The organism is Robertmurraya sp. (genome assembly GCF_036676585.1).
Taxonomy (GTDB): Bacteria; Bacillota; Bacilli; order Bacillales; family Cytobacillaceae; genus Robertmurraya_A.
Map to the genome: position 1 here is coordinate 15,394 of NZ_JAKFCQ010000056.1, position 12,720 is coordinate 28,113.

Genomic DNA, 12,720 nt, shown 5'->3' on the forward strand with positions numbered 1-12,720 from the left:
TTCCTTACATACAAAAAAGCCCAGATTCCTCTAGGCTTTATGTGTAACAATTATCGGATGAGACGGAAAATTAACGGAATTCGATACGAAGTACCCTCGTACGCTTTAATAGCCCCAATAATCGTAAAGATAAATCCAGCCAGACCAACCACCCAAATGGTTAAAAAACCAATTAAGACCATCATTAAAATAACACTAACAAACGTGTAGACAGTGTAAGAGATAAAAAAGTTCATGTACTCTTTTCCATGGTAATCAATGTATGATGACGAATCTTTTTTAATAAGCCAAATTAGCAAGGGCCCAATAAACACTGTAAAAAAGCTAATCACATAAATGGCAGCAGCCAAGGTTCTTTCTTCATTTGTTGGCATTCTATTCACTCCTTTTTATCCTATAGTATTATTTACGGTTGAAATTATGAAAGGTTTCAGGAGATTTATGTACAAATATTCCGACTTGGAGAGTTCTTGTTCAGGACATGCTGCAATAGATATATAGTAGTCAACTTATAGAGAGGTGAAGCAGCTGATGATGTCAAAATTAGAAGCATTGGTACTCGGTATTATTCAGGGATTAACTGAATTTATTCCCATCTCTAGTACTGGTCACTTGTATTTAGGAAGGCATTTATTTGGACTTGATGAAGCGGGTATTTTCTTAGATACGATGCTACATATCGGCACGCTATTAGCCGTTTTAGTCATTTATAAAAATGAACTCATTACGATAATAAAGAACCCATTTGGAAAGCTTTCTAAACTCGTTATCATTGGTACGATCCCAGCAGTTGTAGTTGGGCTCTTATTAAGTGATTTATTTGATTCTATCTCTAAGACTGGTATCACCATTGGCTGGGAATTTATTTTTACCGGAATTATTTTATGGATTGCAGAGGGTGTGCGTCGCGGTGGAAAAACGTTACATTCTATCACATACGGAGATGCTTTATTTATCGGAACTTTCCAAGCTGCAGCTATCTTCCCTGCTGTTTCACGTTCTGGGTTAACTATTGCCGCAGGTCTGTTCAGAAAGCTCGATCGAGAAACCGCTGCCTACTTCTCCTTTCTACTTTCTATTCCTGCTATTGCTGGTGGAGTGGTTTTACAATTTGGAGAATTAGCATCTGGGCAGGTTGGAAATATCAGTTTTAGCAGTCTTCTTGTTGCGACCATTGCTTCGGCTTTATTTGGATATATTGCCGTTGTTTGGATGATAAATTTTTTAAAGAAGCACTCCTTACGATTTTTTGCTGTGTATGTTTGGATATTAGGACTATTAATTATCATACTACAGTTGATGGGAATTTTTTAATACACTCACCTTTGGGTGGGTTTTTTCCATTCTTTTTAGTATGGGAGATTGAAACTAAAAGATTATTAATGAAAGTTAGGTTGAAAAGATGAACAAAATACTATTAAAGAATGCTCATATTTATCCCATTACCTCAAAACCCATTCATTGTGGGGATATTTTAATTGAAGATGGTAAAATAAGTAAAATACATTCTAAGATTTCTTCTGACAGTACAACAAAGATCATTGATTGCAACGGTTATTTTTTACTACCGGGTTTCATTGATACTCATACCCATTTAGGTCTTTACGATGAAGGGACGGGGTGGGCTGGTAACGATGCGAACGAAACAATTGATCCAATGAGTCCTCATGTTCGTGCCATCGATGGTGTGTATCCTCTTGACCCTGCCTTTTCTGATGCTATTAAGCATGGAATTACCACCGCTCATGTTATGCCAGGAAGCGCAAACGTAATTGGCGGGACGACCTCTGTCATTAAGACATTTGGAAAAAACATTGAAAAGATGCTTGCGCAAGAAACTGCCGGACTAAAAATTGCATTAGGTGAAAATCCAAAAAGAATCCATAGTCAAGGGAATAACGATTCCATCACTAGAATGGGAATCATGGGAATGCTTCGTGAAAAGTTTAGAGAAGCTCAGTATTGTGACAATCCAGATTTGTTACGGATTGCTCCGATTGTTATGGCATTAAAACGGGAGATACCAGTTCGTATACATGCTCATCGGGCAGACGATATCATTTCGGCGGTTCGATTTGCAGAGGAATTTAACCTTGACTTACGAATAGAACACTGTACAGAAGGCCATCTTGTTGCAGAAGAATTGCAAGGAATTGGTCTTAAGGTTAGTGTCGGCCCAACCCTAACGAGGCGTTCAAAAGTAGAACTAAAGAATAAAAGCTGGAAAACTTACCAGGAATTAACTGACTATGGAGTGGAAGTCTCCATTACAACAGATCATCCATATACCCCTATTCAATATTTAAATATTTGTGCAGCGATTGCTACTCGAGAAGGACTACCAGAGCAAAAGGCATTAGAAGGAATTACTATATTACCAGCACGAAATTTACGCCTCGATGATAAAATTGGAAGCATAGAAATTGGTAAAGAAGCAGACCTTGTTCTTTGGAGTCATCATCCATTCCATTTTTTATCAAAACCAAAATGGACAATGATAAAAGGCGCTATTGTATATAGTCAAGCATGATTTTTGTAGGATTTTGTCTGTCAAAAATTGACGATAAAAATAGATCAATTTCTATGCATTTTCCTATTCCAATCGGTAATAAATTTTAGTATGATACTTTAGTGAGTAATAAGTAATTTATTTTATTAGAATAAAATATAAGCAAGACTAGGGAAGGCAAATGGTGCGCCACCAGGTATCTGGTTCTAGTGGGTTCGATTCCCACCCCGAAATTTTTTAGCACTACAAAAAATTTCGAGGGTAGGATCGGAGTCTCTATTTGTCATGGAGTCGGACTGTCCTCATATTGGAGGGATACACATGATCAAGAAGCGCGAGCTTCACGACTGCCATGCACTTTACGATTTAATGACGCACCCAGAAGTCTTTCCTTTTGTGCGCCAAAAAGCACATTGTTATGACGAATATCTATTTATAACAAAACAAACAATGGAAGCAGAAGAACGTGGAGAAATAATCTCTCGTACGATACTTGATGAATGGGGTTCTCCAATAGGAACAATTAATTTGTTTGATATCGAGGACAATGCAGGCTTTCTTGGCACTTGGCTAGGAAAACCATACCATGGCAAAGGATACAATAAGATTGCCAAAGAAGCTTTTTTTGAAGAGCTTTTTTATGAGTTAGGAATAGAGACCATTTATATGCGAATAAGAAAGGTTAACGTCCGCTCGCAAAAAGCAGCAGAGAAATTACCTTATGTTGTTTGCGCTAATGAAACGAGAAAAGGTTTACTTGACCAATTAAACAAAGATGAAGATCTTTATAACTTATACGAAATTCCAAAAGATTTATACACATTGCATGTTAAGCGTGAAAGCCATCATCAATCGCAACAACCATTACATCAAGAATCAACACATTTATTAGAAGCATAAACGAAAATTCATACAATAATAGAAGGAACGCTCTTTATAAAAGGAGCGTTTTTTTTATTGTGATTGTTGAGGGACTTCCTCCTGATAAAAAATGTCAGTAGCGAGTAGATCATCAAGTTCTTCATTGGTGAGTGTTTCAAAACGTCCATCCATGTATATTACCTGAGTTTGATTGGGATTAATGCGATTTAAGTTGAAATTCATGCAGGTCGCTTCCTTTCAAAAGATGTTGTCTTCATTTTTCACAAAAGACATAGATTTCATTCACCCCTATCAAACTGTTCATAAAATTTTAAAAATATTATGACATGTTAGTGAAAGGTTTGTGTCAAAAATTTGTTCGGCAACAGAAGTAAATGTGATATAATTTCAATCGTTACTTGAATAGAAATTGAGGAAAAACATGATGAATCAAACACACACAAAGAAAGAAAAGATCAAACAACTTTTATACATTCTTTTACCCATTCTCGTTACTCAACTTGCTTTATTTTCAATGAACTTTTTTGATACCACCATGTCAGGTCACTACAGTCCGATTGATTTAGCAGGTGTCGCCATTGGTTCGAGTATTTGGACTCCTGTATTTACAGGGTTAAGTGGAATATTACTTGCAATAACTCCAGTTGTATCACAATTAATTGGCGCAAAGAATCGTAAAGAAATACCTTATAAGGTCATTCAAGGAGTTTATCTCTCAATCACCTTAGCAATAGTTGTTCTTATCATAGGTGCATTTACTATAAACTACCTTCTTCAATCTATGAGTCTTGAACCAGCTGTCGAACAGATAGCCCATGATTACTTAGTAGCCCTTAGTTTCGGGATTATCCCTCTATTTGTCTATCAAGTGTTGCGATCATTTATCGATGCACTTGGAAAAACTAGAGTAACAATGTTTATTTCACTTTCCTCCCTTCCTATTAATATTATCTTTAACTATCTACTTATCTATGGGAAATTTGGGTTCCCTGAGCTCGGAGGAGTAGGTGCTGGTTATGCGACGGCCATAACATATTGGATTGTTACTGGGATTTCGATATGGATTATTGTTTCAAAAGAGTCTTTCTCAACATTCCATGTGTTCAGTAAGATTTATCCATTAGCACTAAAAGCTTGGAAAGAAATACTTATGATCGGCATTCCGATTGGCTTAGCGATATTTTTTGAGACGAGTATTTTTGCAGCTGTCACACTTTTAATGAGTACCTTTAATACCGTTACAATTGCATCTCATCAAGCGGCTCTTAACTTCGCGTCTTTTCTTTACATGATTCCACTCAGCATTTCGATGGCGCTAACAATCGTTGTTGGTTTTGAAGTGGGAGCAAAAAGGTACCGTGATGCGCAAATCTATAGCTGGATAGGATTAACAATGGCTGTTAGTATGGCTCTTGTATGCGGGATCATTTTAGCTCTATTGCGAACAGAAATTGCTTCTATTTATACAAGTGATAATGAAGTATTACAATTAACTGCACATTTCTTAATGTATGCATTATTTTTCCAGCTTTCAGATGCTATCCAGGCTCCTGTTCAAGGTGCCCTACGTGGCTACAAGGATGTTAACATCACATTTATTATGTCTCTCGTTTCCTATTGGGTAGTCGGCCTTCCATTTGGCTACTATTTGGCTAATTACACCAATTGGGGAGCTTTTGGCTACTGGATTGGTCTCATTTCAGGATTAGCCGTTGGCGCTATATGTTTATCAAGTCGCCTGATCTATGTACAAAGAAAAATGTATAGTAAGGAGGCCAGCTCTAATTAACGAGCTGGCCTTTTTTCTTCTAGTATACGATTCATATTGGATATAAACAGATCTACCAATTCACTATCCCATTGGGTACCTTTGCCAGATAGAAGGATATTTAAAGCTTTCTCTTCTACCATCCCTTTTCGATATGGGCGATCAGACGTCATGGCATCAAAACTATCCGCAACAGCAATAATTCGGCCATAAAGTGGAATTTGTTGTCCTTTTAACCCGTCTGGATACCCTTTTCCATCCATACGTTCGTGGTGATGTCTAATACCTGGTAACATTCCAGCAACTTTACTTGCAGGTTGTACTTGCTTTAATATATGTTCTCCAATCACGGGATGAGCTTTAATATGAGCGAACTCTTCTTCCGTTAATTTTCCTTCTTTAAGCAATACATGGTCAGGAACACCAATTTTTCCTATGTCATGTAATAATGCTGTTTGATACAGCTGGTCTAAATCATCCTTATTTAAACCAAGGGCTTGACCAATTTCAAAGGAGAGCTTTGCTACCCGTGAAGAGTGACCCGACGTGTATGGATCTCTCGCATCAAGAGTGGTGGAAAGAGAAGTCATAAAACTTTCTAATAGCTGTTTATTGGTTGATTCACGTTCATTTATGGCATTCACCATATGATTAAAGCCGGTAAACACTTTTGAAAATTCATCCGTATACACATTTGTTTTAATAAAGTTATAGTTTTCATTTTTAACATTTTCCATTAATTCCTGAAGTTGACGAAGAGGACTTTCAATATCTCTTGTCATAAACCTAGAGACTAAAATGGAATAAATAACGGTAAAAACAATAATTAATCCTGCCCATTGCCAATACACCTGCATTTCCATTCCCGTAAGTTGCGATAATTTGATTTGTGCTGCTAAAAGGAAAAGGAGGACAGGGAGAACTCCAATAATTAAAACCGTGTACTGAAATTTCTTACGAATAGCTACAACCATATCATTTTCCAAAAACAAAGAGTTTTCACCTAATCGAAGCATATCTTTCATCGCTGTCGATATTGGTTGTATCGCTCGTAATGTTAAATAAAACTCCGTTAATGCATGGAGAATCGCTACGAATACAGCGGCAATTGTTGAATAAAGAATATAGATCATGGGAACATGAAGTTTCCCCATAGAGATAAAGGCAGCTGCTAATGATGTTGCGGGGATAGATAGTCCTAAAAAGTGAGGCAGCAGGATTCGTTTCACCGTAAGGATAGGAAACTGATACAACTGTCTAAGCCCTTTCCTTACATCTTCTTCTTTTACTTTATTAGTACAAAAAACAACTTTAATAGGCTTTATATGATAATAAAATGTAATGGCTTCACATGTGAACATGCAAATCACCGAGAGAATCATGATTAATAGTAAATAGAATTGGTCATTTGTAGTGATATCAATAGTTGAAAACATGAGTGTTCCTCCAACACCAAAAACGGCTAATAAGGAACCAATGATATAATTGGTGATTAGTTGTTTGATAAATCGTTTGTACGTTGTCATTTCCTTCACCTAGTGCTTTCGTTATTTTTCCACTACCTCATACTATTTTACTATAAATGATCCTAAGAAAAAAGAAGGATACAAGGATCCTTCTTTTTTACTCAACCAGTTAATATTTCTTCGTCTGGATATTTGTAATTCGATTTTTGCGGTCTTGCAAGCATAAACATTAATGTTAACGGGCCGATTTTCCCAATAAACATGACAATTATGATGATCAATTTTCCGAGAACAGTCAAGCTAGCAGTTATGCCCATGGACAACCCAACTGTTCCAAATGCAGATACTACTTCAAACAATAATGGTAAAAATGGGATAGGCTCTATTATGTTGATAAGCAAAACGGCTAGCACCACGATTAGAACACTGGTCATAGCAATTGCTGTCACTCGCGCAATATAACCAGAAGGAATATTCCTCCTATAGATTTGAATATCGTCTCGTCCTCTTAAATAGAAAAACGTGGAAAACAAAATAACCATAAAGGTGGTCAACTTAATCCCACCACCTGTAGAAGCACTACCGGCACCAATAAACATTAGGATGGTTATAAAAAAGATCGTTGGATCATTCATTGAACCAATATCAATGGTGTTAAAACCTGCTGTTCTTGGTGAAACTGCTTGGAAGTAAGATGCCCAAAACTTTTCTACGGTTGTTAAGCTACCAAGAGTATGTGGGTTTCTATACTCTAATGCAAAAATAAGCAGAAGAGATACGACATTAATGACTAACGTCCCTACAATCATCATCTTACTGTGTAGGCTAAGTTTTGAAAAAGAGTTCTTTTCCTTTAAATCAACTAAAACGGTAAATCCAAGTCCACCAATTATGAAAAGCGCACTAATAATAATATTGATGATAGGATCTCCCACAAACTGAATAAGATTATCCGGCCACAGGGCAAAACCAGCATTGTTGAACGCTGAAATAGAGTGAAAAAAGCTTGAAAATAGCCCTTTTTTCCAACCAAATTCGGGAACAAGACGAAGTGCAAGTATAATCATTGCAATGAATTCAATGGTGATAGAAAAAAAGAACAAATTCTTAACTAGCTTTATAACCCCACCAATATTTACTTGGTTAAGAGCATGTTGCATGATCAGTCGATGTTTAAATCCAATCTTTTTTCCTAGAACAATAAAAATAAACACAGAAAAGGTCATAATCCCTAATCCACCAAGCTGTATGAGCAATGCGATAATAAATTGTCCTACATACGTGAAGTGTGTTCCTGTATCAACTACACCTAATCCTGTTACCGTCATGGCTGAAACGGTCGTAAACAACGCATCAATAAATGTAAGTGGTTTATTTGTTGAAAACGGTAGTAGCAAAAGAATCGTTCCTAAGAAGATAAAAAAGATAAAAACGAAAATTAATAATTGAGCAGGCGTTAATTTTATGGTTTTGTTCATAAAGACCCTTCTTTATTAAGATATAAAACGAAAAATATCATTGGAATAGTATTCCAATGATATCGTAAATAATACAATATACTATACCTCTTTGACAATACTGTAAAGAGTCATTTATTATGAACTTTCCCGAGAACGTCCACCCCTCCTGTTACAGGGATAATACTACCGGTTATAAAGCTCGACTGGTCGTCAATTAGAAAAGCGACAACCCTTGAGATATCTTCTCCCGTCCCTGGCCTACCAACTGGTGTACTTGTTAAAACTTGCGATGTTGCCTCTAGTATATTCGTCTCTTTCCAAAGACCAGTAATGTCCCCCGGACATACCATATTTGCTGTAATACCGTTTTCAGCCTCCTCAAGAGAAAGGGTTCTTGTTAAACTTGCTAAACCCGTTTTTGCAGCAGCGAAAGCTGAACGATAAACCCAGCCTGGTGCTGTTTCCACCCTATCAAATCCAATGGTTATGACTCTTCCCCACTTTTGCTGTCTCATATTAGGAATTAATTCTTTTGTTAAATAAAACACCGCGTTTAGATTACCATTAATTAAATAATTCCATTCATCAACCGAGTAATCAGTTAGTCTTTTCCTTTCATGAATATAAGGCCCCGCGTTATGTATGAGTATGTCTATCGTTATATTTTTTTGTTTGATATGTTCACAAATTTTTATACAATCCTGCTGACTAGAAACATCACCCTGGATGAGTTCAATCCTGATTCCATATTCGGCGATTAATCCTTCTGCAAGGTTAATCGCTTCATTTTCACTGCTTCGATAGTTAACAACGAGATTTATTCCTCTTTGAGCAAGCTCCTCGGCGATTTTCTTCCCAATACCCGTCGCTCCCCCTGTAATCAAAGCTGTTTTTGAATTCAAATCAATAACCTCACAATAAATAAATTTTGTTTTCTAATAAATATACTAAAAAGAAGTTCGCTTGAATGCAAATATAAAGTGTCTTAATCGTATTTAACCATACCTAAGTTATTGCATAAGATGTAGTGGAGATTTTTTATAATTAGGGGTGGTACAAATGTTTCCATGGAATATGTTCCCCTTCGGAAAGGATATGAAGGGTAGTTTTCAAGGAATGAAACCTCAGGATGTCGAGAAATACGTTCAGGAGACCATGAGTAAAGTGTTTAGCCAAGGAATGAATGGTGCCGGATTTTCTCCTGAGTTTGCTACAAATTCACAAAGCAACCAGAATTCGAACTCTATAAAAAAGGACACTCACTCTGCTCATATTTTTGAAACACATGACTTCGTATTTGCTATGATTCCCATTAAGGACGAAGACTGCCTTAATAAAATTAAAGTTTGTCATACGTCGAATCAGCTTATCATTGAAAATTTCCCAATTGAATCGGAACGTCAAGTATACACCTTACCAGCAACAGTGAAGAAAAAAGGTGGAGTCGCAACATATAAAGATGGCGTACTTGAAGTAAAGATTCCAAAAAGCACCGATTTTCAATACTCAGAAATTGATGTAAAAGAAATTTATTAAAGGGTGACCATGTGATGTTCTTTAATTATGACTGTAACTTAGAATCATCTTGGAGAAAAGAAGTTGAGTCCACAATGAAATGGACGATGGAGCTGCAACAAAAAAATTTTCCTCGCTGTGATTTATATGAAGATGATGAAGGCTTTATTCTAGAAGCAGAGGTACCTGGCATTAAAATAGGTGATATACATGTAAGAATAGAGAAAGAGATTTGTATCTTAACCGGTACATGCCGAACTATGAAAGAGGGCATGCGTTATCACATGAAGGAAAGACCACATCTTACATTTGAAAAAAAAATAACGCTTCCTTCTCACATTAACAAAGAAGGAATACGTTATTCTCTAACAGATGGGATATTAACCATTAAACTACCAGTAGAAAACGAAGAGGTCGTTTTATTTATTCAAAGAGAGGATTAATGACCACTATGGTCCTCTTCTTCATCCATCATTGAGGAAGATGTGTCCTCTTCTTTTTCACTTGCTGTACCCACAACGAACTCTTTTTTAGGCATATTGTGCATGCTTCTTGCAGTAACATGGGCGTATACATAATACGTTCCATCCATATCAAACGTTCTTTCTAGGGAATACACTCCGTTTTCATTGTGCTCTACTTCTATTTTTTCATGATTTTCGTCATTTGCACGCCATATTTCAAAGGCAACTTCATCCGCATCGGTAACCTCTTCTTCCCCATAGGTTACTTTCGCTTCAAAAACAACCTGCTGCCCTTTTTCGGCATGTTCTGGAGTAATCGTCAGCTGTACATCTAAAAACTGTGGAGTCTCATCCTCTTCTTGCGCACAAGCCGCTAAGCTCATAATTAAAAATGTGAACATAATAAAAATTAATCCTTTTTTCATTCCTATTACTCCTTTCAGATTATCCATCTCATATTTTAGGTAACGGGAAGAACGATAGAGATACACGTTCCTTCTCCAAGGTCACTCTCTATTTCAAGCGTGCCTCCATGTAGTTGTATTAACTTGTTGGAAATAGCCAACCCGAGACCCGTACCACCATCGCTTCTAGTTCGTGCTTTGTTCACACGGAAAAATCTCTGAGTGACTCTTTGAATATCTTCCCTAGGAATACCAATGCCTGTATCCTTTATGGAAAGGATACACCCTTTGTCATGTTTTAATAGAAGAACGTTGATACGACCTTGCTCCGTATAATTTATTGCATTATCTACGATATTCTGAATCACCTGTTCTATTCTGCCCTCATCAGCATTTACAATAATGTCAGGATCTAGGTCTGAGTTTAGTAGCAAGCCCTTCTGTTGGAGTGTCGGACTGTATTTTTCCAGACAATCCTCAACAAGCTGAGCTAATGGTAATGGACGTAATTCTAAACGAAAATCTTCAGAGTCGAACCTCGATAAATCAAGTAAATCTCCAACAAGCCTTTCCATTCGGCTTGCTTCTCTATGTATTAATGCTAAATACCGCTCTTGCTCTTGGGACGTCTTTACAAGACCCGTTTTTAGTGCCTCACTGTAACCCTTCACATAACTAATGGGGGTACGTAGCTCATGAGATACATCTTCTAAAAATTCTTTTTTTCTTTCATCTTCTTTTTGTATCGATACCGACATGAGGTTAAAGGCGGTTCCTAACTGGCCGATTTCATCTTTAGAAAAGACGGGTACTCTAGCTGAATAATCCCCTGCTGTTACTTTTTCAGCAGCATGTTTCATGATTTCTAAGGGTTTTGTTATTTTCTTTACAAAAATGGTCCCTATGTAAACAGACATAATGACAAAGAGTAACCCGACTACCAGACCAATGACCGAAAAATCGTTTGTAAGCTCTGAGATTTTTGCTAAGGGCACATATAAATAAATGATCCCCTCAAGTCGATTCGAATCAGTTAAAGGGACGATTACGGCCATAACGTCTCGATCAAACCGCTCTTCATACCCCATTTTTTCGACAGATTGCCCACTGAGTAACTGATCTCTTTCTTCCGGTCCGATAATGGTATCGTAATCGATTTCATAAGGTAAGCAAGCGCTTAACTCTTTTGGGTTACTAACAATAAACACCTCTGATTCGTTCTTTGAATTGTACCATTCTACTTTTTCAATTAATTCGCTCGATAAAGGTCCACCTTCATATTCAGCAGAAAGCCTTGTTCCTTCTTCCAATAACCCTCTTCTTACATTTTCAACATATAATTTTTCATAGAAAAAATTTGATAATAAAAACGAAAAGCCAATGGTTATAATAATGGTTGTTGTAACAAAAATCCATAATTTCTTTGAAAGGGTATTAGGATGAAATTGCATTAGCAGGCACCTCAAACTTATAACCGATTCCCCAGACCGTTTCTATGTAATCAGCCTTTCCGAGCTTCATTCGTAAAGTTTTTATATGTGTATCAACTGTACGAAGACTTCCGCTATACCCTAACCCCCACACCTGTTCAAGAAGTTGTTCTCTACTCAGCGCTTGACCGTGGTGCTCGATCAAAAAAAGAAGTACTTCATATTCCTTTAATGTCAGAACAATATGTTCATGTTGAACCATTACCTTACGAGCATTCTTATCAATAAAAATGATACCTGCCTTAACAATTTCATTTTCATCTTTAAATGTATGACTTCTTCTAAGAACCGCTTGTATCCTAGCAACAAGTTCACCAGGGCTAAATGGCTTTACAATATAGTCGTCTGCCCCAGTTTTGAGCCCCTTCACTTTATCCCATTCTTCTCCCTTTGCCGATAGAAAAATAATGGGTATATTTGATACATGACGAAGTTTTTCACAAACAACAAATCCATCATCCCCAGGCATCATAATGTCCAGTAAGATAATGTCAAAGTGATTGCCAGTAACGTATTTATACGTCTCCTCACCATTTGCGGCAAGTGAACAAATCATACCAGCATTCTCAAGATACATCTTCAGTAACTGCCTCATATCCTCCTCATCATCCACGATGAGAACTTGAATTTGCTTTTCCATTAGTCAATCTCCCTAATGATTATTTGAAAGGGGCCTTTGCCAACCTTGACTGACTTCCCTATGCTTAAATCTTTTTTCGTGATGAAATGAATATCATCACTATCGTAGCCCGCTACAATTAG

General features: G+C 37.0%; 14 protein-coding genes. 6 read left to right on the top strand and 8 right to left on the bottom strand.

The features are described 5' to 3' along the window. Nucleotides 1-50: 50 nt before the first annotated feature. Entirely contained in the window at nucleotides 51-374 is a 324-nt protein-coding gene (locus ACGLXV_RS07600) for a DUF4870 domain-containing protein (protein WP_391558151.1), read from the bottom strand. A gap of 160 nt (nucleotides 375-534) precedes the next feature. On the opposite strand from ACGLXV_RS07600, the gene ACGLXV_RS07605 reads away from it, so the two are divergent. From ACGLXV_RS07605 to ACGLXV_RS07615, 3 genes are all read left to right on the top strand, one after another. Next, complete coding sequence (locus ACGLXV_RS07605) at nucleotides 535-1,314, top strand: undecaprenyl-diphosphate phosphatase (RefSeq protein ID WP_391558164.1); 780 nt, start codon at nucleotides 535-537, stop codon at nucleotides 1,312-1,314. Nucleotides 1,315-1,402: 88 nt separating this feature from the next. Beyond that, entirely contained in the window at nucleotides 1,403-2,530 is a 1,128-nt protein-coding gene (locus ACGLXV_RS07610) for an amidohydrolase (protein ID WP_391558152.1), read from the top strand. A gap of 300 nt (nucleotides 2,531-2,830) precedes the next feature. Then, on the top strand, nucleotides 2,831-3,409 hold the full coding sequence (locus ACGLXV_RS07615) for a GNAT family N-acetyltransferase (RefSeq protein WP_391558153.1): 579 nt from the start codon (nucleotides 2,831-2,833) through the stop codon (nucleotides 3,407-3,409). Nucleotides 3,410-3,463: 54 nt separating this feature from the next. On the opposite strand, the gene ACGLXV_RS07620 is transcribed toward ACGLXV_RS07615, so the two are convergent. Continuing rightward, nucleotides 3,464-3,613 carry a hypothetical protein gene (locus tag ACGLXV_RS07620; protein ID WP_391558154.1) on the bottom strand — a complete coding sequence of 50 codons (150 nt, stop codon included), beginning with the start codon at nucleotides 3,611-3,613 and terminating at the stop codon, nucleotides 3,464-3,466. Nucleotides 3,614-3,815: 202 nt separating this feature from the next. On the opposite strand from ACGLXV_RS07620, the gene ACGLXV_RS07625 reads away from it, so the two are divergent. Then, entirely contained in the window at nucleotides 3,816-5,180 is a 1,365-nt protein-coding gene (locus ACGLXV_RS07625; RefSeq protein ID WP_391558165.1) for an MATE family efflux transporter, read from the top strand. On the opposite strand, the gene ACGLXV_RS07630 is transcribed toward ACGLXV_RS07625, so the two are convergent. The 3 genes from ACGLXV_RS07630 to ACGLXV_RS07640 form a co-directional block, all read right to left on the bottom strand. Continuing rightward, entirely contained in the window at nucleotides 5,177-6,685 is a 1,509-nt protein-coding gene (locus ACGLXV_RS07630) for an HD domain-containing phosphohydrolase (RefSeq protein ID WP_391558155.1), read from the bottom strand. The genes ACGLXV_RS07625 and ACGLXV_RS07630 overlap by 4 nt on opposite strands. 101 nt (nucleotides 6,686-6,786) lie before the next feature. Beyond that, entirely contained in the window at nucleotides 6,787-8,103 is a 1,317-nt protein-coding gene (locus ACGLXV_RS07635; protein ID WP_391558156.1) for a TrkH family potassium uptake protein, read from the bottom strand. 110 nt (nucleotides 8,104-8,213) lie between these two features. Next, nucleotides 8,214-8,987, bottom strand: a complete 774-nt coding sequence (locus ACGLXV_RS07640; RefSeq protein WP_391558157.1) for an SDR family oxidoreductase — start codon at nucleotides 8,985-8,987, stop codon at nucleotides 8,214-8,216. A gap of 157 nt (nucleotides 8,988-9,144) precedes the next feature. On the opposite strand from ACGLXV_RS07640, the gene ACGLXV_RS07645 reads away from it, so the two are divergent. Further along, nucleotides 9,145-9,621, top strand: coding sequence for an Hsp20/alpha crystallin family protein (locus ACGLXV_RS07645; RefSeq protein ID WP_391558158.1), 477 nt, complete (start codon nucleotides 9,145-9,147; stop codon nucleotides 9,619-9,621). Nucleotides 9,622-9,635: 14 nt separating this feature from the next. After that, nucleotides 9,636-10,043, top strand: a complete 408-nt coding sequence (locus ACGLXV_RS07650) for an Hsp20/alpha crystallin family protein (protein ID WP_119708808.1) — start codon at nucleotides 9,636-9,638, stop codon at nucleotides 10,041-10,043. On the opposite strand, the gene ACGLXV_RS07655 is transcribed toward ACGLXV_RS07650, so the two are convergent. Genes ACGLXV_RS07655 through ACGLXV_RS07665 form a run of 3 tightly spaced genes read right to left on the bottom strand, consistent with a single transcriptional unit; the run spans nucleotide 10,040 to nucleotide 12,598 of the window. Next, nucleotides 10,040-10,489: a FixH family protein gene (locus ACGLXV_RS07655; RefSeq protein WP_391558159.1), complete on the bottom strand. Its 450-nt coding sequence runs from the start codon at nucleotides 10,487-10,489 to the stop codon at nucleotides 10,040-10,042. The two genes, ACGLXV_RS07650 and ACGLXV_RS07655, sit on opposite strands and share 4 nt — an antisense overlap. 35 nt (nucleotides 10,490-10,524) lie before the next feature. After that, nucleotides 10,525-11,919, bottom strand: a complete 1,395-nt coding sequence (locus ACGLXV_RS07660; protein ID WP_391558160.1) for a sensor histidine kinase — start codon at nucleotides 11,917-11,919, stop codon at nucleotides 10,525-10,527. After that, nucleotides 11,903-12,598, bottom strand: a complete 696-nt coding sequence (locus ACGLXV_RS07665) for a response regulator transcription factor (RefSeq protein ID WP_391558161.1) — start codon at nucleotides 12,596-12,598, stop codon at nucleotides 11,903-11,905. The genes ACGLXV_RS07660 and ACGLXV_RS07665 overlap by 17 nt, the downstream gene beginning before the upstream one ends. Nucleotides 12,599-12,720: the final 122 nt, after the last annotated feature.

Excerpts from the sequence above, each read along its gene's own strand:
- ACGLXV_RS07610 (WP_391558152.1), top strand. The coding sequence starts at position 1,403 with ATGAACAAAATACTATTAAAGAATGCTCATATTTATCCCATTACCTCA.
- ACGLXV_RS07665 (WP_391558161.1), bottom strand. The coding sequence starts at position 12,598 with ATGGAAAAGCAAATTCAAGTTCTCATCGTGGATGATGAGGAGGATATG.
- ACGLXV_RS07630 (WP_391558155.1), bottom strand. The coding sequence starts at position 6,685 with ATGACAACGTACAAACGATTTATCAAACAACTAATCACCAATTATATC.
- ACGLXV_RS07650 (WP_119708808.1), top strand. The coding sequence starts at position 9,636 with ATGTTCTTTAATTATGACTGTAACTTAGAATCATCTTGGAGAAAAGAA.
- ACGLXV_RS07600 (WP_391558151.1), bottom strand. The coding sequence starts at position 374 with ATGCCAACAAATGAAGAAAGAACCTTGGCTGCTGCCATTTATGTGATT.
- ACGLXV_RS07660 (WP_391558160.1), bottom strand. The coding sequence starts at position 11,919 with ATGCAATTTCATCCTAATACCCTTTCAAAGAAATTATGGATTTTTGTT.
- ACGLXV_RS07615 (WP_391558153.1), top strand. The coding sequence starts at position 2,831 with ATGATCAAGAAGCGCGAGCTTCACGACTGCCATGCACTTTACGATTTA.
- ACGLXV_RS07655 (WP_391558159.1), bottom strand. The coding sequence starts at position 10,489 with ATGAAAAAAGGATTAATTTTTATTATGTTCACATTTTTAATTATGAGC.
- ACGLXV_RS07645 (WP_391558158.1), top strand. The coding sequence starts at position 9,145 with ATGTTTCCATGGAATATGTTCCCCTTCGGAAAGGATATGAAGGGTAGT.
- ACGLXV_RS07635 (WP_391558156.1), bottom strand. The coding sequence starts at position 8,103 with ATGAACAAAACCATAAAATTAACGCCTGCTCAATTATTAATTTTCGTT.
- ACGLXV_RS07605 (WP_391558164.1), top strand. The coding sequence starts at position 535 with ATGTCAAAATTAGAAGCATTGGTACTCGGTATTATTCAGGGATTAACT.
- ACGLXV_RS07620 (WP_391558154.1), bottom strand. The coding sequence starts at position 3,613 with ATGAATTTCAACTTAAATCGCATTAATCCCAATCAAACTCAGGTAATA.
- ACGLXV_RS07625 (WP_391558165.1), top strand. The coding sequence starts at position 3,816 with ATGAATCAAACACACACAAAGAAAGAAAAGATCAAACAACTTTTATAC.